Origin of the sequence: Pseudonocardia spirodelae, assembly GCF_037727765.1 — a bacterium.
Lineage (GTDB): Bacteria > Actinomycetota > Actinomycetes > Mycobacteriales > Pseudonocardiaceae > Pseudonocardia > Pseudonocardia spirodelae.
The window spans coordinates 39984-63716 of record NZ_JBBJUP010000023.1; the positions used below are offsets into that span (position 1 = coordinate 39984).

General features: G+C 73.8%; 20 protein-coding genes and 1 pseudogene. 6 read left to right on the plus strand and 15 right to left on the minus strand.

The genetic code is table 11. From position 1 onward, the window contains the following. The first annotated feature begins 231 nt into the window (after nucleotides 1–231). Nucleotides 232–2058: an acyl-CoA dehydrogenase gene (locus WJX68_RS22750; RefSeq protein ID WP_340294477.1), complete on the plus strand. Its 1827-nt coding sequence runs from the start codon at nucleotides 232–234 to the stop codon at nucleotides 2056–2058. Nucleotides 2059–2131: 73 nt separating this feature from the next. Here the strand turns inward: WJX68_RS22750 and WJX68_RS22755 are convergent, their stop codons facing one another. The 4 genes from WJX68_RS22755 to WJX68_RS22770 all read right to left on the minus strand — a co-directional run bounded on the left by WJX68_RS22755 (nucleotide 2132) and on the right by WJX68_RS22770 (nucleotide 6872). After that, nucleotides 2132–2557, minus strand: a complete 426-nt coding sequence (locus WJX68_RS22755) for a CBS domain-containing protein (RefSeq protein WP_340294479.1) — start codon at nucleotides 2555–2557, stop codon at nucleotides 2132–2134. Nucleotides 2558–2652: 95 nt separating this feature from the next. Next, on the minus strand, nucleotides 2653–5073 hold the full coding sequence (locus WJX68_RS22760; RefSeq protein ID WP_340294481.1) for a VanW family protein: 2421 nt from the start codon (nucleotides 5071–5073) through the stop codon (nucleotides 2653–2655). A 91-nt stretch (nucleotides 5074–5164) separates the two neighbouring features. Then, nucleotides 5165–5485: a GroES family chaperonin gene (locus WJX68_RS22765; RefSeq protein WP_340294483.1), complete on the minus strand. Its 321-nt coding sequence runs from the start codon at nucleotides 5483–5485 to the stop codon at nucleotides 5165–5167. Nucleotides 5486–5681: 196 nt separating this feature from the next. Next, nucleotides 5682–6872 carry an ATP-binding protein gene (locus WJX68_RS22770; RefSeq protein ID WP_340294485.1) on the minus strand — a complete coding sequence of 397 codons (1191 nt, stop codon included), beginning with the start codon at nucleotides 6870–6872 and terminating at the stop codon, nucleotides 5682–5684. Between the two features lie 318 nt (nucleotides 6873–7190). Here WJX68_RS22770 and WJX68_RS22775 point away from each other — a divergent pair, with 318 nt between their 5' ends. Next, nucleotides 7191–7325, plus strand: coding sequence for a hypothetical protein (locus tag WJX68_RS22775; protein ID WP_340294487.1), 135 nt, complete (start codon nucleotides 7191–7193; stop codon nucleotides 7323–7325). Nucleotides 7326–7418: 93 nt separating this feature from the next. Here WJX68_RS22775 and WJX68_RS22780 read toward each other — a convergent pair whose 3' ends face one another. The 5 genes and pseudogenes from WJX68_RS22780 to WJX68_RS22800 form a co-directional block, all read right to left on the minus strand. After that, entirely contained in the window at nucleotides 7419–7979 is a 561-nt protein-coding gene (locus WJX68_RS22780; protein ID WP_340294489.1) for an FxsA family protein, read from the minus strand. 76 nt (nucleotides 7980–8055) lie between these two features. After that, nucleotides 8056–9589: pseudogene (locus WJX68_RS22785) on the minus strand (dihydrolipoamide acetyltransferase family protein). A 9-nt stretch (nucleotides 9590–9598) separates the two neighbouring features. Continuing rightward, a complete protein-coding gene (locus WJX68_RS22790; protein ID WP_340294576.1) occupies nucleotides 9599–10567 on the minus strand; it encodes an alpha-ketoacid dehydrogenase subunit beta in 969 nt (322 codons plus the stop codon). Between the two features lie 15 nt (nucleotides 10568–10582). Beyond that, complete coding sequence (gene pdhA, locus WJX68_RS22795) at nucleotides 10583–11770, minus strand: pyruvate dehydrogenase (acetyl-transferring) E1 component subunit alpha (RefSeq protein ID WP_340294491.1); 1188 nt, start codon at nucleotides 11768–11770, stop codon at nucleotides 10583–10585. A 234-nt stretch (nucleotides 11771–12004) separates the two neighbouring features. After that, nucleotides 12005–12415, minus strand: coding sequence for an antitoxin (locus WJX68_RS22800; RefSeq protein ID WP_340294493.1), 411 nt, complete (start codon nucleotides 12413–12415; stop codon nucleotides 12005–12007). A gap of 148 nt (nucleotides 12416–12563) precedes the next feature. Between WJX68_RS22800 and WJX68_RS22805 the strand changes: the two genes are divergently transcribed. Genes WJX68_RS22805 through WJX68_RS22815 form a run of 3 tightly spaced genes read left to right on the plus strand, consistent with a single transcriptional unit; the run spans nucleotide 12564 to nucleotide 15164 of the window. Continuing rightward, a complete protein-coding gene (locus WJX68_RS22805; RefSeq protein ID WP_340294495.1) occupies nucleotides 12564–13493 on the plus strand; it encodes an ABC transporter substrate-binding protein in 930 nt (309 codons plus the stop codon). Then, the gene (locus WJX68_RS22810; protein WP_340294497.1) at nucleotides 13486–14406 is read left to right on the plus strand and encodes an amino acid ABC transporter permease; all 921 of its coding nucleotides are present in this window, start codon (nucleotides 13486–13488) and stop codon (nucleotides 14404–14406) included. Before WJX68_RS22805 ends, WJX68_RS22810 begins: the two co-directional genes overlap by 8 nt. Before the next feature lie 5 nt (nucleotides 14407–14411). Next, entirely contained in the window at nucleotides 14412–15164 is a 753-nt protein-coding gene (locus WJX68_RS22815) for an amino acid ABC transporter ATP-binding protein (protein WP_479692289.1), read from the plus strand. A gap of 4 nt (nucleotides 15165–15168) precedes the next feature. On the opposite strand, the gene WJX68_RS22820 is transcribed toward WJX68_RS22815, so the two are convergent. Continuing rightward, the gene (locus WJX68_RS22820; RefSeq protein ID WP_340294501.1) at nucleotides 15169–15744 is read right to left on the minus strand and encodes a peroxidase-related enzyme; all 576 of its coding nucleotides are present in this window, start codon (nucleotides 15742–15744) and stop codon (nucleotides 15169–15171) included. A gap of 63 nt (nucleotides 15745–15807) precedes the next feature. Between WJX68_RS22820 and WJX68_RS22825 the strand changes: the two genes are divergently transcribed. Beyond that, nucleotides 15808–16146, plus strand: coding sequence for a DUF3024 domain-containing protein (locus WJX68_RS22825; RefSeq protein ID WP_340294503.1), 339 nt, complete (start codon nucleotides 15808–15810; stop codon nucleotides 16144–16146). A 3-nt stretch (nucleotides 16147–16149) separates the two neighbouring features. Here the strand turns inward: WJX68_RS22825 and WJX68_RS22830 are convergent, their stop codons facing one another. The 5 genes from WJX68_RS22830 to WJX68_RS22850 form a co-directional block, all read right to left on the minus strand. After that, nucleotides 16150–18195: a hypothetical protein gene (locus tag WJX68_RS22830; RefSeq protein WP_340294505.1), complete on the minus strand. Its 2046-nt coding sequence runs from the start codon at nucleotides 18193–18195 to the stop codon at nucleotides 16150–16152. Nucleotides 18196–18539: 344 nt separating this feature from the next. Further along, a complete protein-coding gene (locus WJX68_RS22835; protein ID WP_340294507.1) occupies nucleotides 18540–18719 on the minus strand; it encodes a YbdD/YjiX family protein in 180 nt (59 codons plus the stop codon). After that, on the minus strand, nucleotides 18716–20899 hold the full coding sequence (locus WJX68_RS22840) for a carbon starvation CstA family protein (protein WP_340294509.1): 2184 nt from the start codon (nucleotides 20897–20899) through the stop codon (nucleotides 18716–18718). The genes WJX68_RS22835 and WJX68_RS22840 overlap by 4 nt, the downstream gene beginning before the upstream one ends. Nucleotides 20900–21086: 187 nt before the next feature. Then, nucleotides 21087–22907, minus strand: a complete 1821-nt coding sequence (locus WJX68_RS22845; protein ID WP_340294511.1) for a phosphoenolpyruvate carboxykinase (GTP) — start codon at nucleotides 22905–22907, stop codon at nucleotides 21087–21089. 341 nt (nucleotides 22908–23248) lie between these two features. Continuing rightward, complete coding sequence (locus WJX68_RS22850) at nucleotides 23249–23638, minus strand: hypothetical protein (protein ID WP_340294513.1); 390 nt, start codon at nucleotides 23636–23638, stop codon at nucleotides 23249–23251. Nucleotides 23639–23733 lie beyond the last annotated feature (95 nt).

Genomic DNA, 23733 nt, shown 5'->3' on the forward strand with positions numbered 1-23733 from the left:
CGGGGTGGCGCCACCTGCCGTCACAGATGTCACGTCGGCCCCGTGCGTCACCGCATTCTCGTGGGTCACACATCGGTCACCGCGCTGGCGCGCCGGGCGGGTGCGTCACACGGCCGGGCGTTACCGCGGGTCCGAACACGCCCTTGCCCGGGTTACCCGCGAGTAATACTCTGGAGTCAGTTACCGGCCGGTAAGCGAATCGGCCCTGGCAGGAACGGCGGTGAGGGACGGATGGGCCACTACAAGAGCAACGTGCGCGACCTGGAGTTCAACCTCTTCGAGGTCTTCGGCGTGCAGGACCACCTCGGCACGGGCCCCTTCGAGGACGTCGACGTCGACACCGCCAAGGGCGTGCTGTCCGAGCTGTCGACCGTGTGCACCGGCCCGCTGGCCGAGCACTACGCGACGATCGACCGCAACCCGCCGGTCTTCCACCCCGAGGACCACACCGTCACCACGCCGCAGGAGCTCAAGGACGCCTACAAGGTCCTCTGGGACGGCGAGTGGTGGCGCCTGGGCCTGCCCAACGAGCTGGGCGGCATGGGCATCCCGCCGTCGGTGCAGTGGGCGGCCGCCGAGCTGATGTGCGGCTCCAACCCGGCCATCTTCATGTACATGGCCGGCCCGAACTTCGCCTCGATCCTCTACAGGAACGGGACCGAGGAGCAGCAGCGCTGGGCCCAGCTGATGATCGACCGCGGCTGGGGCGCCACCATGGTGCTGACCGAGCCCGACGCGGGCTCCGACGTCGGCGCGGGCCGCACCAAGGCCGTCCAGCAGGACGACGGCACCTGGCACATCGAGGGCGTGAAGCGGTTCATCACCTCGGCCGAGCAGGACTTCACCGAGAACATCATGCACCTGGTGCTGGCCCGCCCCGAGGGCGCGAAGGCCGGCACCAAGGGCCTGTCGCTGTTCCTCGTGCCGAAGTTCCACTTCGACACCGGGACCGGCGCCCCCGGTGAGCGCAACGGCGCCTTCGTCACCAACGTCGAGCACAAGATGGGCCTGAAGGCCTCCACCACCTGCGAGCTGACCTTCGGGGCGCACGGCACCCCGGCCGTCGGCTGGCTGCTCGGCGACACCCACGACGGCATCGCCCAGATGTTCCAGGTCATCGAGTACGCCCGGATGATGGTCGGCACCAAGGCCATCGGCACCCTGTCGACCGGCTACCTGAACGCGCTCGAGTTCGCCAAGGAGCGCGTGCAGGGCGCCGACCTGACCCGGATGACCGACAAGACCGCGCCGCGCGTCACGATCACCCACCACCCCGACGTCCGCCGCAGCCTCATGCTGCAGAAGGCCTACGCCGAGGGCATGCGCGCGGTCTACCTCTACACCGCGACCTTCCAGGACAAGGTGCGCCTGGGCGGCGAGGGCGCCGAGCTGGCCGAGAAGGTCAACGACCTGCTGCTCCCGATCGTCAAGGGCGTCGGCTCCGAGCGCGCCACCGAGCAGCTCGTGCAGTCGCTGCAGACCCTCGGCGGGTCCGGCTTCCTGCAGGACTACCCGATCGAGCAGTACATCCGGGACGCCAAGATCGACTCCCTCTACGAGGGCACCACGGCGATCCAGTCCCTGGACTTCCTGTTCCGCAAGATCGTCCGGGACAACGGTCAGGCGCTCGCCCACGTGGCCGGCGAGGTGCAGGCGTTCATCGACTCCGACGCGGGCAACGGCCGGCTCAAGGAGGAGCGCGAGCTCCTGCGGACCGCGCTCACCGACGTCCAGGGGATGCTCGGCTCGCTGACCGGCTACCTGTACTCCTCGGCCGAGGACGTCACCAACCTCTACAAGGTCGGCCAGCACACGGTGCGCCTGCTGCTGGCCGTCGGCGACCTGCTCGTCGGCTGGCTGCTGCTGCGCCAGGCCACGGTCGCGCTGGCCGCGCTGGGCACCGACGGCGTCTCGGCGAAGGACAGGTCCTTCTACGACGGCAAGGTCGCGGTCGCGTCGTTCTTCGCGAAGGCGGTGCTGCCCCGCCTCACCTCGGACAAGGCGATCATCGCCGCCGCCGACAACGACCTCATGCAGGTCGACGAGGCCGCGTTCTGATCCGGCCCCACGGACGGAAGGGCCCCGGGCGCGGACTCCCCGCCCGGGGCCCTTCCCCGTTCCGGCACCTCCGTCACTGGGAGATGTAGCTCTCCAGCTGCTCGCGCTCCTTCTCCAGCATGTCCATGCGGGCCTTGACCAGGTCGCCGATCGACACGATCCCGGCGAGCTCCCCGTCGACGAGGACGGGCAGGTGCCGCACCCGCCGGTCGGTCATGACCCGGGCCAGGTCGCCCACCGAGTCGTCGGGCGAGCAGGTGACGACCTCGGCGGTCATCACGTCGGACACCCGGGCGCCGAGCAGCGCGTCGCCCTGCTCGTGCAGCCGGCGCACCACGTCGCGCTCGGAGACGATGCCGACCAGCCGGCCGCCGTCGACGACCGGCAGGGCGCCGAGGTTCCGCTCGGCGATCGCGCGGAGCACCACGGTCACCGGTTCGTCCGGCGCCACGGTGCTGACCGCGCTCCCCTTGCTCCTCAGAACGTCCGCGATGCGCATGGCGTACCCCGATCCCTCGCTGTCCGACGGCAGGAGGGACCAGGGTAGGTATGTGACGCGGCTCTCGTCAGCCCCTGACGGTGACGATCACCGGATCAGCCGCCGCACTGCACGATCGGCTGAGGGTTGTACTTCACCGTCCGGGTCTTGCTGGTCGTCTCGCCGGTCTGGACGTTGCGCATCGTGCGGGTGTCGGTGGCGGTGAACCCGGGCGAGCCCTTGCTGGGGCTGCAGGGCTGGCCGGCCGGGATGTTGACGACCTGCGGCTGCGTCGGGTTGGTCCGCGGCCCGGTCGCCGAGGTGACGTCGTAGACCTTCTGGCCGAAGAACGACACCGTCACGTTGCTCGGCGTCCACGAGGTCCGGATCAGCACCGGCGACGGCCCGTCGTTGCGGAACTTGACGTCGATGAGGTCGTTGAAGACCGTCGCCTCGCGGGCCACCGGGTAGCGGCTGATGTAGTAGCTGTGCTCCTTGTGCTCGACGTCGGTCATGCCGGCGAAGTACGACGCGTTGTACAGCGTCGTCGCGAGCTGGGAGACGCCGCCGCCGACGCCGCGGGCCGGGTGCCCGTCCTCGATGATGCCCGCCTCGACGTAGCCGTTGGCCGCGTTGCGCGGGTTGCTGACGGCGTTGAGGCTGAACGTCTCGCCGGGCGCGACGATCTTGTTGTTGACCGACTCGGCGGCGCGCTTGATGTTCAGGCCCGAGTCGGCGGCGAACCCGCCGGTCGTGAACGTGGAGATCTCGGTGGCGTTGCCCAGCGACTCGAGGTCGGCCGTGGTGATCTCGGCCGGCTCGTTGGCGTAGATCGCGGCGACCGTGCGCTCGCCCTGCCCGGTGAGGATCGGCAGCACGTTGGCGAAGGTGGCCTCGTAGTCGATGCCCCGGCCGTCCTGCGACGGGACGACCCGCGGCGGGTTCGCGGCGAAGTCGAGCTGGGCGTCGACACCCGGCTTCTCGGTGCTCGCCAGCTGCGGCGACACCGAGTCCTCCAGCGTCTTCACCGCGATCACCGGCTTGAGCCGGACCGCGCCCTCCGGGTCGGCGGTGAAGCTCAGTGCCTTGGTGATGTCCTCGGGCGTGATCGTGGCGTTCGCGCCCTCACCGGTCACCGTCAGCGGGCCGGACACCGCGGGCAGGGCGACCTCGTCGATCGCCTTCTGCACGTCGGCCGGGGTGGTGACGGCCTGCTCCACGATCAGCGGCAGCTGCACCGGCTCACCGGAGGCCCACTGCTGCTCGACGACGCCGACGGCCGCGTCGACGTCGAGCTGCTGGCCCGGCTCCGGGGCGACCGGCGTCGGGGTGACGCCCTGCCACTGGATCGACCCCTCCTTGGGCTCCTTCATCACCAGCGGCGCCATCTGCTCCAGGGCGGTGCGCACGGCGCGGTCGTCGGCGGAGTTGACGACCCCCACCTCGCGGGTGGTGAAGAACGACGCGACCCGGGTGAACGGGTTGAGCGGCTGCTCGCCCGCCTCGTCGAGGGTGCGCGCGTAGTCGATCTGCAGGCCGGCGGCCTTCGGGTCGATCTCGGTACGGACCTCGCCCGCCTGCACCGGCACCGGCGCGGACGAGCGCGGCTCGATCGCCGACTGCAGGGCCTCGGTGGCCTGCGCGCGCGACATCCCGCCGATCTGCTGCCCCGCGACGACGACGCCGCGCGGGACGCTGCCCGAGCTGAGCGCCAGGTCCCCGACGTAGCCGAGGACCAGGACGCCGAGCGCGGCCGCGGCGACGATCAGCCCGACCGGGCGCCTGCGGCCGGAGCCGCGGCCCTCGTCGCCGTCGCCACCGCCGTCGCCACCGCCGTCGCCACTGCCGGGGCCGCCGGGGTCACGGGGGCCGCCCGGGCCACCGGGGCCGGGGGCGCCGGCGCCCAGGACGGCGGTACCGGAACCGGCACCGGTGTCGATGCGGGCGGTCTGCTCGGACGCGCCGCCGGCGGGCGTCGCGTTGGCGGCCGGGGTCACCCGGGACATGACCTGGGTGCGCTGCTCGCTCAGCGGGGGGACGCGGACGGTGTCCTCGGCGTCGGGGGCCGCCGGGGCCGGACGCGGCGCGCCCTGCGGCGCGGCATCCGGCTGCGGGCCACCCGCGGGCCGGCCCGGACCGGACTCGACCTGGCCGGGCTGGACCTGGCCGGGCTGGACCGGATCCGGCTGGACCGCGCCGGACGGGGCCGCGCCGGATGGGTCACGCGGCGCGGGGGACGGCGCCTGCGGGGCGCCCGACCGGACCGGTGCCGCGGACGCGGCGGGACCGGCCGGCTCGGCCGTGGTGGCCTGGCCGGCGACGGCGCGGGCGGCGGCCGACTCCGGCGGCGCCTGCGCGGCGGCCTCGGCCGGGTCCGCCGGCGCGGACGGCGCGTCCTGCTGCGCGGCCGGTCCCGGCGACGGACGGCGGGCGGGCATCACGGGGCGGCCGGCCTGGTCCGGCGACGCTCCCGCCTCCGGTGCGGGCGTCACCGGCTGCTCGTCGGTGTCCCCGGACGAGGATGGGCGCTCGGACATGGGGTGGGTCTTCCTTTCCGCACTGCCGTCGACACTGGGAGCCGCCGCGCCGGAGGGGCCACCGCGGTCCGCGGTCCGGCGCGACGGACGGTCAGAGATAGAGACCGGTCCCGTGCTGGGTGGCCTCCGAGGCCACCGCGTGCAGGTCCCGCTCGCGCATGACCAGATGCCCGACGCCGCCGATCTCGACCTCGTACTGGTCCTCCGGCGCGAGCAGCACGCGGTCGCCGGCCTTCACCGTGCGCACGTGCTGTCCCACCCCGACCACCTCTCCCCAGACGAGACGCTTGGCGACCTGTGCGGTTGCCGGGATGACGATTCCGGCCGAGCTCCGTCGCTCACCGGCCCCCTCGACCTTCTTGATCATGACCCGGTCGTGGAGCATCTGGATCTCGAGTTTGGGCTCGGCCACCCGCCCGATGCTACGGGTGGCCCCCGAGGCCCCCGGCAGCGCCCGGGGCAGGCGAGACCGTGCCCCGAACGTGGAACGCCCCGCGGCGCTACCGAGTCGGGGGTCCGATGGCGCCGCGGGGCTCAGCTGGGACTTCGCCGCACCCGCGAAGCGCGTTACGCCGCAACCGGTTTTCACCCGTCCGGAGTAGACGGGATCAGGTGCTCGCGAGCAGGTACCGCCCGAAGTGCGGCACGGTGAACGCGATCTGGCCGCGCTGGGCCGAGAACACGAGGCCCTTCTTCAGGAGGCTGTCGCGGGCCGGCGACAGCGACGAGGCGCGCCGGTCCAGGTGCTTGGCGACGAGCGAGGTCTCGACGGGGTGGTCCTCGCCGTCGGTCAGCTCCGCCATCGCGCGCAGGTACTCCCGCTCGGCCGGAGTCGCCCGCTCGAAACGGGACCCGAAGAAGCCGACGGCCAGCTCGGCCTCCGCCTCGGGGGCGGCCATCTCGACGTCGCGCACCCCGATCGGGCTGGTCGGCGCGGCGTCCCACGCGGCCTTGCCGTAGGCCTGCACGAAGTAGGGGTAGCCGCCGGAGCGCAGGTAGAGGTCGTCGAGGGCCTCCTGGTCGAACGTCGCGTCCTCGCGCTCGGCCGGGGCGAGCAGCGCGAAGTCGGCGTCCTTGCGGTCCAGCCGGTCGATCCGGGAGTACTTGAACAGCCGCTCGGAGTAGGACTTCGAGGCCGACAGCACCGCGGGCAGGTGCGGCAGCCCCGCCCCGACGACGACCAGCGGCACCCGCGCCTGGGAGAGCTCGTGGCAGGCCGCGCAGAGCGCCGACACGTCCTCGGCCTTCAGGTCCTGCATCTCGTCGATGAGCAGCGCGATGCCCGAGCCGACGTCCTGGGCGAGCTCGGCGACCTCGGTGAACAGCTCGACGAGGTCGATCTCGATGTCCCCGGAGTCGGCGCGCCCGTTGCGCACCGGGACGTCGATCCCGGGCTGCCACCGCTCGCGCAGCTTGGTCCCGTCCGGGGAGGAGCGCAGGGCGAACGCCTTGAGCACGCCGAGGACCTCGTCGATGCGCTCCGGCGCCCGGTGCCGGACGGCGAGGTCGCGGATCGCGCGGTGCAGCGCCGCGGACAGCGGCCGGCGCAGGTCGGCGTCCGGCCGGGCCTCGATCTTCCCGGCACCCCAGCCGGCGTGCATGGCCATCGACCGCAGCTCGCCGAGCAGCACGGTCTTGCCGACGCCGCGCAGCCCCGTCAGGACCAGGCTGCGCTCGGGACGCCCGCGGGCCACCCGCTCCAGGACGATCTCGAACGCGTCGACCTCGCGGTCCCGGCCGGCCAGCTCGGGCGGGCGCTGCCCGGCACCGGGGGCGAACGGGTTGCGCACCGGGTCCATGCGGGGACGGTATCCGCCGGTCTTCCGATTTCCGTAGACGAGCGCGACGGCCGGACGGCGTGTCGCGCGGCACCACCCGCACGGACCAGCGACGATGCCGGTCACTCCGAGTGACCGGAGCGGGCCCACGGACCGGTTCCGGGGACGCCCGCGCGGTCATCCGGGGACGCTGTGTACGACCGCGGCGGATGAATCACACCCGTGTGGTCACGATCCGGTGGCCCGTGTCGGCCGACCTTCCCGAACCGCCTCCGACCAGCGACACTCGTGGACGTGCACCACCCTGTCGCAGGTGATTCGCTCCGGGAGGAGAGTGCTGTGGGACGACGTCGTGGACGGCACCGGGCCGACCGGATGCATCACTCGACGCTGCGGATGAAGCCCATCACGCTGCGTCGCCGGCGGCTCGAGGCCCTGCGCACCCTGCTCGCGGGAGCGCGCCCCGGCTGGTGACGGCGCGGCGGGGGCGACCCCCGAACGCCCCCGCCGCCCACCTCCGTGCGGGTCCGGAACCGACCGGGCCGGCCGCGCCCGGCGGAACCCGCGTCAGCGGTCGCGGCCGTCGGTGTCGACGACCTCCCCGTCCACGACCTCCCCGTCCACGACCGGCCGCGTGTGGCCCGGGCCGGGGCGCTCCGCCGGGCGGGGCCCGGCGGGCCGGCCGGTGACGGCGGGGAACTCCCGGCCGGGTCCCGGCTCGGTGACGGTCTCGCCGTCGACGACGGTCGCGCCGTACCGGATCCGGGCGGTCCGCAGGCCGGGCGCGGCCCGCTCCGCCGCGCGCAGCATCCGGCGCCGGGCCAGCACCCGGGTCGGCGGGAACACCAGCGCGAGCCCGAGGACGTCGGTGATCAGGCCGGGCAGGAAGAGCAGGATGCCGCCGATCGCGACGAGCAGGCCGTCGGTGGCCTCCTCGTGCGCGAGCTTCCCGCGCTGGACCGCGGAGGCCAGCGCCCGGGCGGCGCGGACCCCCTCACGGCGGGCCAGCAGCAGGCCGAGCACCGACCCGGCGAGCAGCACGAGCAGGGTCCAGCCCAGCCCGATCCAGGCGATCAGCCCGGCGATCGCCACCACCTCGAGCACGACGTAGAGCAGCACGAACGGCATACCGCGACAACGCGCGAGGACGCCGTTCTGCTCCCGATCCGCCCGGATTCGCCGGATCGGCCCTGCGCCGCCGGGGTCACCAGGTGAAGGCGACCCCCGGGTCGTGCAGGAGGGCACCGACGTCGGCGAGGAACCGCGAGCCCTCGGCGCCGTCGACCAGGCGGTGGTCGAAGGACAGCGCGAGCCGGCAGACCGTGCGGACGGCCAGCTCGCCGTCGACGACCCACGGCGCGGGCCTGATCGACCCGACGGCCAGGATCGCCGCCTCGCCCGGGTTGAGGATCGGGGTCCCCGAGTCGACGCCGAGCGCACCGACGTTGGTGATGGTGATCGTGCCCCCGACGAGGTCGGCGGGCGCGGTCCGGCCCGCGCGGGCGGTGTCGGTGAGCGCGGCGAGCGCCTCGGCCGTCGCCCGCAGGTCGAGGGTGTCGGCGTCGCGGATCTTGGGGACGACGAGGCCGCGCGGGGTGGCCGCGGCGATGCCGAGCTGGACGCGCCCGTAGTAGACGATCTCGCCGGCGCGCTCGTCCCAGCTGGCGTTGACCGCCGGCGTGCGGGCCGCGGCGAGACAGACCGCCCTGGCGACGAACGCGAGCGGCGTCAGCTTGACCCCGGCGTACTCGCGCGACGCCCGGAGCCGCTCGCGCAGGTCCATCATCGCGGTGACGTCGACGTCGAGGAACTCGGTGACGTGCGGCGCGGTGAACGCACTCGCCACCATCGCGGCGGCCGTCGCCTTGCGGACGCCGCGGATCGGCTCGCGCCGGTCGACGCCGCCGGCCGGGGTGGACGCGACGGCTCCCGCGGCGGCGGTACCCGGCGCGGACGGGGCGGCTCCGGTGGCGGGGCCGGAGCCCGCGTCGGTCACGCGGGCGGCGGTGGCGGCGGTCCCGGCGGCGGTGCTGTGCCCACCGGCCGGACCGGCGGGCGCCCGGCCGGACGCCCCGGTCGCCGGCACCGGGCCGGCGGCGGCCGCGTCGACGTCGTCGCGGGTGATCCGGCCGTGCGGGCCGGAACCGGTGACGCCGCGCAGGTCGACGCCGAGCTCGCGGGCGTGGAGCCGCACCGGGGGCGGGGCGACCGGCCCGAGCGCCGGGCTCCGCCCCGTCCGCGGCCGGAGCGGTGGGGGCGGGCTCGGCCGGGGCGGACGGCTCGGCGGGGGGAGCGGGCTCGACGGGCGCCGCGTCCGCCCCGGGAGCGGACGCCGGGGCGGGCGGCACCGGGGCATCCGGGTCGGCCGCGCGCCGCGGGCGGCGCCGCGACGAACCCTGCCGCGGCCCGTACCCGACCAGCGTCGCGATCCGGCCGTCCTTGCCGGCCTCGCCGATCTTCGCGCCGCCCTCCTCGGCCGGCGCCGCGTCCGGCGCGCCGGACCCCGTGTCGATCGCGATGATCGGTGTCCCGACCTCGATCGTGGCGCCCGGCTCGGCCAGCAGCTCGCCGACCGTCCCGGCCCACGGCGAGGGCAGCTCGACCGCGGCCTTGGCCGTCTCGATCTCGACGATCACGTCGTTCACGGCGACGGTGTCACCGGGCGCCACCCGCCACTCGACGATCTCGGCCTCGGTCAGCCCCTCGCCGACGTCGGGCAGCTTGAAGTGCTCACGCATCAGTGGTCCTCACCAGGCCAGGGAACGGTCGACGGCGTCGAGCACCCGGTCCAGGTCCGGCAGGTACTCGTCCTCCAGCCGCGACGGCGGGTAGGGGGTGTCGAAGCCGGTCACCCGCAGCACCGGGGCCTCCAGCGAGAAGAAGCACTCCTGCTGGATCCGGGCGGCGACCTCCGAGGTCACCGACGACTCCGACGGCGCCTCGGACACCACGACCAGGCGCCCGGTGCGGCGCACCGAGTCCTCGACCGGGCCCAGGTCGAGCGGCGACAGCGACCGCAGGTCGATCACCTCGAGCTCGTGCCCCTCCTCGGCGGCCGCACCGGCAGCGTCGAGGCAGGTCTTCACCATCGGGCCGTAGGTGGCCAGCGTGAGCGTGGAGCCCGGCCGCACCACCCGCGACGCGTGCAGCGGGTACGCCGACGCCAGGTCGGAGCCCGCGTCGACCTCGCCCTTCTCCCAGTAGCGCCGCTTCGGCTCGAAGAAGATCACCGGGTCGTCGGAGACGATCGCCTGCTGGATCATCCAGTGCGCGTCGGCCGGGGTGGAGCAGGTGACGACCTTGAGCCCGGCGACGTGCGCGAACAGCGACTCCGGGGACTCCGAGTGGTGCTCCACGGCGCCGATCCCGCCGCCGTAGGGGATCCGGACGACGACCGGCACCGGCACCCGGCCCTGCGTCCGGTACCGCAGCTTCGCGAGCTGGGACACGATCTGGTCGTAGCCGGGGAAGACGAAGCCGTCGAACTGGATCTCGCAGACCGGGCGGAACCCGCGCACGGCGAGCCCGACGGCGGCCCCGATGATCCCCGACTCCGACAGCGGCGTGTCGAGCACGCGCTGCTCGCCGAAGTCCTTCTGCAGCCCGTCGGTGATGCGGAAGACCCCGCCGAGCCGGCCGACGTCCTCGCCCATGATCAGGACCTTGGGGTCGCGCTCCATCGCGGCGCGCAGGCCGTCGTTGAGCGCCCTGGCCATCGTGGTCGGCACGGTTCAGCCCTCCCCGTCGGCGAACGACGCGTGGTAGGCGAGGTACTCCTCGCGCTGGCGGTCGACGGTGGGGGAGGCGTCGGCGTAGACCTCGGAGAACATCCGCTCCGGGCCGGGCTGCGGCATCGCGCGGCAGAACGCCCGCATCCGCTCGCCGAGCTCGTCGGCCTCGGCCTCGACGGCGTCGAAGAAGTCCGCGCCGACGCCGTGGCGGCGGGCCAGGTGCACCCGGACCCGCTCGATCGGGTCCTTCAGCTTCCACAGCTCGACCTCGTCGGCGAGGCGGTAGCGGGTCGCGTCGTCGGAGGTGGTGTGGGAGTCCATCCGGTAGGTGAACGCCTCGATCAGCACCGGGCCGTTGCCGGTGCGGCACTCGTCGAGCGCCCAGCGGGTGACGGCCAGGCAGGCCAGCACGTCGTTGCCGTCGACCCGCACGCCGGGGAAGCCGTAGCCGCGGGCGCGCTGGTAGAGCGGCACCCGGGTCTGGCGGTCCAGCGGGACCGAGATGGCCCACTGGTTGTTCTGGCAGAAGAACACGAGCGGCGCGTCGTAGGCGGCGGCCCAGACGAAGCCCTCGTGCACGTCGCCCTGGCTGGTGGCGCCGTCGCCGAAGTAGCAGATCGTGGCCTCGCCGGTGTCGCGGTCGCCCACCCTGGACTCGAAGCGCTGCCCCATCGCGTACCCGGCGGCGTTGAGGCACTGGTTGCCGATGACGATCGTGTACGGGTGGAACCGGGTCGCGACCGGGTCCCAGGTGCCGTGGTCGGTGCCGCGGAAGATCCCCAGCAGCTCGGTCGGGTCGACCCCGCGGCACCAGGCGACACCGTGCTCGCGGTAGCTCGGGAAGCACATGTCCTCCGGCGCGAGCGCGCGCCCGGAGCCCACCTGCGCCGCCTCCTGCCCGAGCAGCGGGACCCACAGCCCCAGCTCGCCCTGGCGCTGCAGCGAGTTGCCCTCGCGGTCGGCCCGCCGCACCAGGACGAGGTCGCGGTAGAGCGAGCACAGGTCCTCGGCCGTGATGTCGGCGGCGTAGCGGTCGAAGCGCTCGTCGGGGACGCGCTCACCCTCCGGGGTCAGCAGCTGCACCAGCTCGGGGCCGCCCTCGTCGACGCCCTTGAGCCCGGCGACGACCTGGTCGTGGCTGGGCCGCGACCGCGGGTCGGTCGGTATCCACGCCTGCGGTTCGTCCACGTCGGCCTCCTCGGTCGCGCCGGGCGGGGTGCGGCCCGGGTGCGTCGGCACCGGGCCGCACGGGTGCGGCGGGCCCGGGACGCGGCGGGCGCGTCACCGCCGATCCTGGCACGGCGCCCACCCCGAGGAGAACCGGAGACCCGCAGGTCGACGGCCGGACGACGGACCGTCGGACGTCCACACACGACGGCCCCGGCACGGATCTCCACCGTGCCGGGGCCGTCGGGCGGGAGATCACGCGCCGTGCGGGCGCCCCGGGTCCGGCGGCGGGAACGCGGGCGGCTGCTGCGGGGTGCGCTGCGTGGGCGCGTCGGGCCCGCCCGCCGGGTACGGCGGGCTCCCCGGCGCCGGCGGGGTGGTGCCCGGCGCGCCGTAGCCGTAGCCGGGCTGCGGGATGCCCGCGGCGTCCTTCGCCTTGCGGGCGGCGCCGGCGATCTGGTTCGTGTACTTGCCCTTGGTCTGCTTGTCGACGAACTGGGCGGCGGAGTCGAGGGCCTTGCCCGCCTTGTCCGGGTTGGACCGGGCGTAGCGGCGGGCCGCCTCGACCGCCCCGGCCAGGACGGTGAGCCTGCGGAACAGCGACATCGTGGGGACCTCCGTGACGGTGGTGCGCCGCACGGGACCGGCGGCGCTCGCTCGTCGCACCAACAGTAGGCGAACGCGCACGGACCGGCGCGGGTTCCGGGCCCGGCGCGACGGGCGTGTAACGGATCGGCCGGTCCGGGGGCGGAACCCGCTCCCGAAGTGGCAGGATCCCGCCCGTTCGGCCCGGCCTCACCTGGAAGGCAACCGCATGACGACCGCGCGTACCCGCAGTGTCCGATCCCTGACCGGGATCGCGCTGACCGCACTGACCGCCCTGGTCCTGACCGGCTGCGGAGCCGGTGGCGACGGCAGCGGCGGTTCCGGCGCCGCCACCGGCACCGACGAGCCGGTCCCGGCCGTCGCGAAGGACGACCGGCTCGCGGCGATGGTGCCCGCCGAGGTGCGCCAGGACGGCACCTGGGTCGTCGGCACCGACCCGACCTACCCGCCGAACGAGTTCACCGCGCCCGACGGCACGACGATCATCGGCATGGAGGTCGACCTCGGCAACGCCGTCGCCCAGAAGCTGGGCCTGACGGCGAAGTTCGAGCAGAGCCAGTTCTCCGGGATCATCCCGGGCATCACCGGCGGCCGCTACGAGGCCGGCATCTCCTCGTTCACGATCAACGCCGAGCGCACGAAGGTGCTCGACATGGTCGGCTACTTCTCGGCCGGCACCAGCCTCGCCACCCGCAAGGGCAACCCGGACGGCATCGACCCGAACGACCTGTGCGGCAAGGCCGTCGGCGTCCAGCAGGGCACCGTGCAGGTCGAGGACGTGCAGGCCCGCACCAAGAAGTGCACCGACGCGGGCAAGCCGGCGATCCAGGTCACCGAGCTGCAGGCGCAGACCGACGTGACGCTCGCGCTGAACTCGAACCGGATCGTCGCGATGCTCGCCGACTCCCCGGTCGCCGCCTACGCGCAGACCACCACCAACGGCGCCGTCGAGGTCGTGGGGCAGCCCTACGACACCGCGCCGTACGGCATCGCGCTGAAGAAGAACGACGGTCAGTACGCCCAGGCCGTGCAGGGTGCGGTCCAGTCGCTGATCGACGACGGCACCTACACGAAGATCCTCGACAAGTGGAACGTCGCCAACGGCGCGGTGCCCACCTCCTCGATCAACGGTGGCTGAGCCGGCGACCACCGGCGCCCGCCCGGAGCCCCGCGACGCGGCCCCCGTCCGGCACCCCGGACGGTGGGTCGCGATCGCGGTGCTCGCGGTCCTCGGGGCGATGCTGGTCAACACCCTGCTGACCAACGAGAACTTCGGGTGGCCGACCGTCGCCCAGTACCTGTTCTCCGCGCCGGTGCTGAACGGACTGGCGAACACCCTCGTGCTCACCGTGCTGTCGATGCTGATCGGCATCCTCGGCGGGATCGGGCTCGCCGTGATGCGGCTGTCGCCGAACCCGGTGCTGTCCGGGGTGGCCGGTGGCTACCTCTGGCTGTTCCGGGGCACCCCGCTGATCGCCCAGCTGCTGTTCTGGAGCTTCCTGTCCGCGCTGTACCCGAACCTGTCGCTGGGCATCCCGTTCGGGCCGTCGTTCGTCGTGTTCGACACGAACTCGCTGATCACGCCGTTCCTGGCGTGCCTGCTGGGCCTCGGGCTGAACGAGGCCGCCTACATGGCCGAGATCGTGCGCGGCGGCATCCAGTCGGTCGACCACGGGCAGAGCGAGGCGGCCGGGGCGCTCGGCATGACCCGCGCCCAGACCCTGCGCCGGGTGGTGCTCCCGCAGGCGATGCGGGTGATCATCCCGCCGACCGGCAACGAGACGATCGGGATGCTGAAGACGACGTCGCTGGTCGTCGTCATCGGCTACACCGAGCTGCTGACCTCGGTGCAGCGGATCTACTCGACGAACTTCCAGACCATCCCGCTGCTCATCGTGGCCGCGGCCTGGTACCTGCTGCTGACCTCGCTGCTCACCGCCGGGCAGCGCGTCATCGAACGCCGCTACGGCCGCGGTGTGGCCGGCGCGGTCACCGAGGCGACCCCGCTGGTGCGGCTGTTCTCGTTCCGGACCGGAGGCAAGACCGCGTGACCCCGATGGTGGAGGCCGAGTCGGTCGGCAAGAGCTTCGGCGACGTCGAGGTGCTCCGGGGCGTCGACCTCGTCGTCGAGCCCGGGCAGGTGTGCTGCGTGATCGGGCCGTCCGGCTCGGGCAAGTCGACGCTGCTGCGCTGCATCAACCACCTGGAGACCATCGACACCGGCCGGCTGCGGGTGGGCGGCGAGCTCATGGGGCTGCGCGAGGAGAACGGCAGGCTGTTCCGGCTGCGCGACTCCGCGCTGGGCCGCCAGCGCCGCGACATCGGCATGGTGTTCCAGCGGTTCAACCTGTTCCCGCACCGCACGGCCGCGGAGAACGTGATGGAGGCGCCGGTCGTCGTCCGGCGCGAGCCGCGGGCGGCCGCCCGGACGCGGGCCGTGGAGCTGCTCGGCCGGGTCGGGCTGGCCGACCGCGCGGACGCCTACCCCGCGCAGCTGTCCGGCGGGCAGCAGCAGCGGGTGGCGATCGCCCGGGCGCTGGCCATGCAGCCCAAGCTGATGCTGTTCGACGAGCCGACCTCGGCGCTGGACCCCGAGCTCGTCGGCGAGGTGCTCGACGTGATGCGCGAGCTGGCCCGCGAGGGCATGACGATGGTCGTCGTCACCCACGAGATGGGCTTCGCGCGCGAGGTCGGCGACGCGCTGGTGTTCATGGACGAGGGCCGGATCGTCGAGTCCGGGGACCCGCGCACGGTGCTCTCCGACCCGAAGGAGGAGCGCACCCGCGCGTTCCTGTCGAAGGTGCTCTGAGCGCCTAGCGGGGCAGCCGCCCCATCAGGAAGAACTCCGGGTTGGGGCGCAGCGCGGTCAGGTGCGCGAGCCGGTTGGACATCGCGAACAGCGCGGTGATCGCGCCGACGTCCCAGATCTCGTCCTCGGTCAGGCCGGCCTCGCGGGCGTCGTCGAGGTCGGCCTCGGTCAGCGACTCGGAGCTGCGGGCGACCAGCAGCGCGAGGTCGACGATCGCGCGCTCGCGCCCGGACAGCTCCACCGCGTAGGGGTTGGTGGCGACCCGGTCGGCGATCTCGGGGTCCTTGTAGCGGATCCGCAGGATCGCCCCGTGCGCGACGACGCAGTACGTGCAGTTGTTCGCCCCCGAGGTCGCGACGACGACGAGCTCCCGCTCCGCCTTGGACAGTCCGTCGTCGCTGTCCATCAGCGCGTCGTGGTAGTCCAGGAACGCCCGCAGCTCGCGCGGGCGGCGCCCCAGGGCGCGGAAGACGTTCGGGACGAACCCGGAGCGTTCGGCGATCGCGCCGATCCGCTCGGCCAGGTCCGGGGGCAGCCCGTCGACGTCGACGTGGCCGAACCTGCTCACCTCGTGTGCCATGGCCCGGACGCTAGCGGTCCGGCCCTTCCGTCCGCGCCCCGCGATCCGGGACCATGTCGCGCCATGGGAGTCCCGGAGCAGGTCCGCGTGCAGCTCGCGACGTGGTGCACCGAGCAGGTGCCCGACGACGCGAGCGACCGCCGCCGGATCGCCTACACCACGGCGGGCAGCACCGTCACGATCCTCGACCGGCGGCCGCCCGCGTTCCCCGAGCTGGGTGCGGCGTGGTCGTCGACGTCGCTGGCGCAGCTGCGGTGCGACGACCCCGCCCCGGGCGAGTGGACGCTGTACCTGCCCGCCGAGCCCGGGTCCGGACGGCGCTGGGAACGGTCCGAGCCGTCCGGTGCGGACCCGTTCGTGCTGCTCGGCCGGGTCGCCACCGCGATCCGCGCGAGCAGCTGAGGCTCAGTCCTCCCGGCCCCCGGTGACGGCCGGGCGCGGGCCCGGGGCCATCGCCGACGGCGCGGACGGGCGGAACGGCTCGTCGCCGCGGGGCTCCGGGGCCGGGCGCGGCGCGGGCCGCGGGGCCGGCACCTCGGTCGCCTGCGGCGCCGGGGTCTCCGCCGACGCACGCGCCGCCGGGACCGACGACAGCGGCGGGACGGCCGGGACCGCGGGCTCCGGTGCGGGCGTCGCGGCGGTGCGGTCGCCGGTGCCGCGCAGGAAGCGCGCCGAGGCCTGGTTGAGGACCTCCAGCAGGGTCGTGCCCGAGGACGCGGCGCGCGGCTCGTCACCGACGACGGCGAGCATCCGCGGGGCGGCCGCGGTGAGCAGCAGCCCGTCGGCCTGCATGGCCCCGGCGCCGAGCACGACGACGAGGTCGGCGGTGTCGCTGCCGGGCAGCTCGGCCAGCACGTCGTCGAGCGGGGTCGTGACGACCATGCCGAAGCCGGGGACGCCCCTGCCGGCGTCGGCGGCCCAGGTCTCGGCGAGCGTCGGGTGGGTGGCGGCCAGCTCGGCGAGCAGCCGGTCCAGCTCGTCGTGGTCGGCGACCTCGCGCCGGGCGCGGTCCAGCTCCTCCAGCGCGGCGGTGTAGGCCGCCGCGTCGTGCGCGCGCAGCGCCGCGACCACGGCCTCGTGCTCCGGGGTCCGCTCCGCGTCGGGCACCGCGCCGGCGCAGGCCGCGGCCAGGCGCTCCAGCTCGTCGGCGGCCTCGGCCGGGTCGCCCTGCTCGTCGTAGTCGACGATGGCGCGGGCGACCCGCTCCGCGGCGGCCAGGTCGGGCACCGACACCGGCGAGTCCTGCTGCAGGAACAGCACGTCGTGCCGCAGCGCGCCGACCGACCGTGCGGTCGCCGCGACCCGGTCCAGGGTCGCGACCAGCGCGGGCAGCTCGGCGGCGTCGCGCGGGATCGGCAGCCCCAGCACCGCGCACAGCCGGGCGATCTCGTCGTCGCGGCGGGCGAGGTCGAGGTGGTTGACGACCGCGGCGAGGTGGTCGTGGGTCTGCGGGCCCTGCCCGTCGACGCGGAACCGGCGCAGGTGCGCGTCGGCCGCCTTCTGCTCCTGCGGGCGGAAGTAGCTGCGCGTGCGGCCGCCGGCGTCGAGGAAGTCCAGGTAGCGGCGGATCACGTCGTCGCCGCCGGGCTCCGCCGGCTCGAGCACCTCGACGCGCGGGCCCGCGGCGAACCGCGCCCGGTCGTCGCGCTGGCGGGCGGTGTGGCCCTGCAGCGCCTCGAACTCGGCGCGCAGGCCCTGGTGGACCAGGCGGCCGACGACGTCGCGCAGACGCTCGGCGTCCGCGCCCTGGGCCAGGCCCTCCAGCGAGCGCAGCACGCAGCGGGCGACCTGGGTGACCGCGCCGCGGCGGTCGGCGTCGAGGTCGCGCAGCAGGCCGGGGACGACCCGGGCCTCACCGGTCTCGGAGCCCACGACGGTCCGGGCGGCACGCTCGCAGCAGCCCGCGACGTCGTCCGGGCCGGGCAGCGTGCCGGCCTCGGGCAGCCGCCGGCCGCGACCGGCGTCGCGGTCGCCGCCGACGCGGGCGAGCAGCCGGCGCAGCCGCTGCAGCTCGGGCACCGCCATCGCGGGGAAGGAGGTGGCGACCCGGCCCTCGACGGTCACGGGCAGCGCGTCGTGCACGGCCGCGACCCGCTCGGCGGGGGCGCCGGTCAGCAGGACGCGCATGCCGTAGCCGGTCAGCTCGGCCAGTGCGCGGGCGAGCTCGCCGGGGGTGGAGTCGGAGAGCACCACGAACGGCTCCTCGGCGACCACGCCGAGCAGCGTCGCCGGGTGGGCGGGGTCCTCCTCGGGGCGGGGTGCCGCGGGGCTGCCCAGCGCCGCGGACAGCGTCCGCAGGCCGGCCGGGATCCGGCCGCCGCGCACGTCGGCGGTCACCCGGCCCGCCGCCGTCCGCACCGCCGCACCGCCACGACCCGCTCCTGCCAGCCGCTCGACGAACGCCACGAGCGCGTCGGTGTCCGTGTCCCCGGACACCCGGACGTCCAGCATCTCGTCCCTACCTCCGCCGTACGTGTGTCACCGCCCCGGGAAGGGCGTCCACGGTGTGTATCGCCGCGACGCGCCCGGTGTTCCGCCTCCACCGCGTGGTCCCGCCCGGAACCGGGCGACGCCGGTCACGATCTGCGACGGCGACGGGTCCCGTTCGGGGCACGCGGCGGGAGCGGAGCCGCCCGTCGGGCGGCCCGGTGTCCCGGCGAAAGGCTACCCGCCGGGCCGTCACGCTGGGCCGATCTTGCCGACACGGTGCGACGACGCCACCCGGGCGCCCTCCGCCGTCCACACTGGGTGACCGGCCCGCCGGGAACACTGCCCCATCCGAGTGAAACGGGGTGTCAGCAGCACCGCGCGGACGCCACGCGCTCCTGCCGGTCGGTCCGCTCGCGCCAGAACTCCCGCTCGCCCAGGACCGGCTCGCCGGGGTGGTACCGGGCGCGGTGGGCGAGGTAGCGCTCGTAGTCGCGCTCCCCGGCGAGCTCGCGCACCAGGTCCCAGGCCGCGCGCAGCCGGCTCACCCGGAGCCGCCGCTGCGGGCGAGCTCGCGCTCCTCGCGGGTCGCGATCAGCCCGGAGGGTGCCTGGATGCGGGACTCGACCCACGGGTCCTCGGACCCGCCGGGCAGCGGCCGCCCGTTCAGCGCGGTGATCCACACCCGGACCGAGTCGGCCAGCACGATGACGATCAGCACGGCGAACAGCGCGGTCAGCGCGGTGTCCAGGGTCGTGTTGAACACGACCTTCTGCATCGCCTCGACGGTCTTGGCCGTGCCCAGGCTCGTCTTCCCGGCGTCCAGTGCGGCCTGGTACTGGTCGCGCTGGGCCCAGAACCCTAGCTTGGGGTTGTCCGAGAAGATCTTCTGGTAGCTGGCCGTGAGCGTGACGACGGCGTCGAACACCAGCGGCACCAGGGTGATCCACGCGTAGCGCGCACGGCCGGTGCGGATGAGCAGCGTGGTGCACACCGCGAGGGCGACCGCCGCGAGCAGCTGGTTCGCGATCCCGAACAGCGGGAAGAGCTGGTAGATCCCGCCGAGCGGGTCGTTGACGCCGGCGTAGAGCAGGTAGCCCCAGGCGCCGACGATCACGGCGCTGGAGATCCACGCCGCCGGCTTCCAGCTCGTGTCCTTGAAGCGCGGCCACACGTTGCCGACGGTGTCCTGCAGGATGAAGCGCCCGACGCGGGTGCCGGCGTCCACCGTGGTGAGGATGAACAGCGCCTCGAACATGATCGCGAAGTGGTACCAGAAGGCGCGCAGCGCCTCGCCGCCGAAGACCTGCGAGAACACCGTCGACAGCCCGACGGCCAGCGTCGGCGCCCCGCCGGTGCGACCGACCAGGGTCTGCTCCTCGACGGCCTGCGCGGCCGCGGTGAGGTCGGCGGGGGAGATGGTGAACCCGATCTGCTGCACGGCCGCCGAGGCGGTCTCGACGGTCGGCCCGAGCACGGTGGCCGGCATGTTCATCGCGAAGTAGAGGCCGGGGTCGAGGATGCAGGCCGCGGCCAGCGCCATGATCGCGACGAAGGACTCGGTGAGCATCGCGCCGTAGCCGATGACCCGGACCTGCGACTCCTTCTGGATCAGCTTGGGCGTGGTGCCCGAGGCGACCAGCGCGTGGAAGCCGGACAGCGCGCCGCAGGCGATCGTGATGAACACGAACGGGAACAGCGAGCCCGCGGCGACCGGGCCCTGCCCGTCGGAGGCGAAGCGGGTCAGCGCGTCCATCTGCAGCGACGGCCAGGCCAGCAGGATCGACGCGGCCAGCAGCACGATCACGCCGACCTTCATGAACGACGACAGGTAGTCGCGCGGCGCGAGGAGCATCCAGACCGGCAGGACCGACGCGGCGAAGCCGTAGACGACCAGGGCCAGGGTCAGCTGGTTCGCGGTCAGGTGGAAGACCTCGCCGATCGCGGAGTCCTGCACCCAGCCGCCGCCGACGATGGCCAGCAGCATCAGCACGACGCCGACCACCGACACCTCGATGATCTTCCCGGGGCGCAGGTAGCGCAGGTAGAAGCCCATGAACAGCGCGATCGGGATCGTCATCGCCAGCGAGAACGTGCCCCACGGCGAGTCCGCGAGCGCCTGCACGACGACCAGCGCCAGCACCGCCAGCAGGATGACCATGATCGCCAGCACCGCGACGATGGCCGCGATCCCGCCGACCGGCCCGATCTCCTCGCGGGCCATCTGGCCGAGGCTGCGCCCGCTGCGGCGGGTGGAGAAGAACAGCGTGACCATGTCCTGCACCGCGCCGGCGAAGATGACGCCGACGATGATCCAGATCGTGCCGGGCAGGTAGCCCATCTGCGCCGCGAGGACCGGGCCGACGAGCGGGCCCGCCCCGGCGATGGCCGCGAAGTGGTGCCCGAACAGCACCCGGCGGTCGGTGGGCTGGAAGTCCTGGCCGTCGTCGAGGCGCTCGGCCGGGGTGGCGCGGGTGTCGTCGACCTGCAGGGCCCGGCGGGCGATGAACCGCGAGTAGAAGCGGTAGGCGATCGCGTAGGAGGCGACCGCGGCGAACACCAGCCAGGCCGCCGAGATCTCCTCGCCGCGGACGAACGCGACGATCGCCCAGGCCACCGCCCCGACGACGGCGACGGCCGTCCAGATCGCGATCTGCCTCGGGTCCCGGCGACGGGCGCTACCCGTGCCCCGGCCCCCGGGCCCCTCCGGTCGCTCCGTCGTGACCATCCCCGCCCCCGTTCCGTGCACCGTGCGCGACCGGCTCCTCGTCGAGCCGGTACGCGGCGCAACGTTACGTCCCGCAAACGGTGGTGTCACCGGGATCGGGCGTCACGGTCCGGACACGGGGCCGGGGGCCCGCACGGCACGGAGCCCCCGCACCGGGTGGGTGCGGGGGCTCCGGACGGGCGCGCGGTCAGGCGCCGAGACGCTGCTTGAGGGCCTCGAACTCGTCGCGGATCGAGGACGGCAGGTTGCCGTCGCCGATCGTGGCGAACCACTCCTCGATGAGCGGGATCTCGGCCTTCCACTCCTCGACGTCCACGGCCAGGGCGGCCTCGACGTCGGCGCGCTCGGCGTCGACGCCCTCGAGGTCGATCTGGTCGGCGGTCGGCACGAAGCCGATCGGGGTGTCGACGGCGGCCGCCGTGCCCTCCATGCGCTCGACGCACCACTTCAGGACGCGGCTGTTCTCGCCGAAGCCCGGCCACAGGAAGCGGCCGTCCTCGCCGCGGCGGAACCAGTTGACGTAGAAGATCTTCGGCAGCTTGTCGGCGTCGGCGTTCTTGCCGGTGGCGACCCAGTGCGCGAAGTAGTCGCCGACGTTGTAGCCGAGGAAGGGCAGCATCGCCATCGGGTCGCGGCGGACCTCGCCGACGGTGCCGGCCGCGGCCGCGGTCTTCTCCGACGACATCGTGGCGCCCATGAAGGTGCCGTGCTGCCAGCTGCGCGCCTCGGTGACCAGCGGGACGGTGGTCTTGCGACGACCGCCGAACAGGATCGCCGAGATCGGCACGCCCTGCGGGTCGTCCCACTCGGGGGCGACGACCGGGCACTGCCCGATCGGCACGGTGTAGCGGGAGTTCGGGTGCGCGGCCTTGACGTCCGAGTCGGGCGTCCAGTCGTTGCCCTTCCAGTCGGTCAGGTGCTGCGGGTCGCCCTCGAGGTCCTCCCACCAGACGTCGCCGTCGTCGGTCAGGGCGACGTTGGTGAACAGCGCGTTGCCGGCCTCGATGGTCCGCATCGCGTTGGGGTTGGTCTTCCAGTTGGTGCCCGGCGCGACGCCGAAGAAGCCGAACTCCGGGTTGATGGCGTAGAGCCGGCCGTCCTCGCCGAAGCGCATCCACGCGATGTCGTCGCCGACGGTCTCGGCGCGCCAGCCGGGCACGGTCGGCTGCAGCATCGCGAGGTTGGTCTTGCCGCAGGCGCTCGGGAAGGCCGCCGCGACGTAGTACGCCTTCTCCTCCGGCGAGATCAGCTTGAGGATCAGCATGTGCTCGGCGAGCCAGCCCTCGTCGTGGGCGATGGCCGAGGCGATGCGCAGCGCGTAGCACTTCTTGCCGAGCAGCGCGTTGCCGCCGTAGCCGGAGCCGAAGCTCCAGATCTCGCGGGTCTCGGGGAAGTGGGAGATGTACTTGGTCTCGTTGCACGGCCACGGCACGTCGGCCTGGCCCTCGGCCAGCGGGGCGCCGATCGAGTGCAGCGCCTTGACCCAGCGGTCACCGGCCGCGTCGAGCAGCGGGAGGATGTCCGCGCCCATCCGCGTCATGATCTTCATCGAGATGACGACGTACTCGGAGTCGGTGATCTCGACACCCAGCATGGGGTCGTCCGAGTCGGTCGGGCCCATGCAGAACGGGACCACGTACATGGTCCGGCCCGCCATGGCGCCGCGGTAGAGCCCGCTCATCGTCTGCTTCATCTCCGCGGGCGCCATCCAGTTGTTGGTGGGCCCGGCACCGCGCTCGGTCTCGGTGCAGATGTAGGTGCGCTCCTCGACGCGCGCGACGTCGTCGGGGTCGGAGGCGGCGTAGAACGAGTTCGGCTTCTTCTCCAGGCGCGTGAGCGTCCCGGCCTCGACCAGCTGGTCGGTCAGCCGCGTCCACTCCTGCTCGGACCCGTCGCACCACACGACGCGGTCCGGGGTGGTCAGCTCCGCGATCTCCTGGACCCAGGCCGCGACGCCCTGGTTGGTGGTCGGTGCCTTGTCGGTTCCCGGAACGGTCGCTGCAGTCATGTCGTCCTGTTCTCCTCGCCGGCCCCGGCCCGTCCTCCGGGGGAACTACGACGGGCCCGCGACCGGAGTCGGAAACGGGCCCAGACGGGAAAAGGTGGTTTCCGAGGCTACCTGCGAAATAGGGCCCCACCCATGGGCGGAGTTGAGAGGTCAGGCACAGCACCGATCATGTAAATCGATCCAGAAGGCACGGGGTGCCGGGGCTGTCGGCCCAGGTGACGGGCTTGTCACACCAACGCAACCCGGACCCGGCGACGGATTCCCGCACGGCCGGTGACGGGGCGTGCGAATTCCCCGGACGGACGGCAGGGAAATCAACCCGCGAACCGGAACGGTCCGATTCAACGCATTGTCGGAACCGACTTACGCCCTTCGAGAACCGAAGCGGTGGAGCGGGCCGGGACGACCGCGCGGGCGAGCTCCGGGACCATGATCGGGAGCCGGTGCGCGGTGACCTGCCAGTAGCGCGCCCCGGGGTCGCCGGCCCGCCACGCGTCGGCGAGCCGGACGACCGCGTCCGGGTCGATCCGGCGGCGCGGGCGGGGCCGCATCCCGCAGCGCTCGCGGACGCCGGCGTCGAGCGCCCGCCAGGCGTCCTCGGCCGTGGTGTGCACCGAGACCTCGGGCCGGGCGCCCGGCCCGTCCGCGTCCCCGTCCCCGTCCGGGACCGCCACGCCGGCGGGATCCTCGCCGAGGACCAGGGTGTAGGCGCTGACCACCTCGTACGGCACGGCTGTCTCCCGTGTGGAGTCGGCACCGGCGACCGGCACCGGCCGCCGCGGACGAGCCGTAGTGAACCAGCCGGGGCAGCCGGGATCCGCCGGAC

Excerpts from the sequence above, each read along its gene's own strand:
- WJX68_RS22750 (WP_340294477.1), top strand. The coding sequence starts at position 232 with ATGGGCCACTACAAGAGCAACGTGCGCGACCTGGAGTTCAACCTCTTC.
- WJX68_RS22755 (WP_340294479.1), bottom strand. The coding sequence starts at position 2,557 with ATGCGCATCGCGGACGTTCTGAGGAGCAAGGGGAGCGCGGTCAGCACC.
- WJX68_RS22760 (WP_340294481.1), bottom strand. The coding sequence starts at position 5,073 with ATGTCCGAGCGCCCATCCTCGTCCGGGGACACCGACGAGCAGCCGGTG.
- WJX68_RS22770 (WP_340294485.1), bottom strand. The coding sequence starts at position 6,872 with ATGGACCCGGTGCGCAACCCGTTCGCCCCCGGTGCCGGGCAGCGCCCG.
- WJX68_RS22780 (WP_340294489.1), bottom strand. The coding sequence starts at position 7,979 with ATGCCGTTCGTGCTGCTCTACGTCGTGCTCGAGGTGGTGGCGATCGCC.
- WJX68_RS22790 (WP_340294576.1), bottom strand. The coding sequence starts at position 10,567 with ATGGCCAGGGCGCTCAACGACGGCCTGCGCGCCGCGATGGAGCGCGAC.
- WJX68_RS22805 (WP_340294495.1), top strand. The coding sequence starts at position 12,564 with ATGACGACCGCGCGTACCCGCAGTGTCCGATCCCTGACCGGGATCGCG.
- WJX68_RS22815 (WP_479692289.1), top strand. The coding sequence starts at position 14,412 with ATGGTGGAGGCCGAGTCGGTCGGCAAGAGCTTCGGCGACGTCGAGGTG.
- WJX68_RS22820 (WP_340294501.1), bottom strand. The coding sequence starts at position 15,744 with ATGGCACACGAGGTGAGCAGGTTCGGCCACGTCGACGTCGACGGGCTG.
- WJX68_RS22825 (WP_340294503.1), top strand. The coding sequence starts at position 15,808 with ATGGGAGTCCCGGAGCAGGTCCGCGTGCAGCTCGCGACGTGGTGCACC.
- WJX68_RS22830 (WP_340294505.1), bottom strand. The coding sequence starts at position 18,195 with ATGCTGGACGTCCGGGTGTCCGGGGACACGGACACCGACGCGCTCGTG.
- WJX68_RS22840 (WP_340294509.1), bottom strand. The coding sequence starts at position 20,899 with ATGGTCACGACGGAGCGACCGGAGGGGCCCGGGGGCCGGGGCACGGGT.
- WJX68_RS22845 (WP_340294511.1), bottom strand. The coding sequence starts at position 22,907 with ATGACTGCAGCGACCGTTCCGGGAACCGACAAGGCACCGACCACCAAC.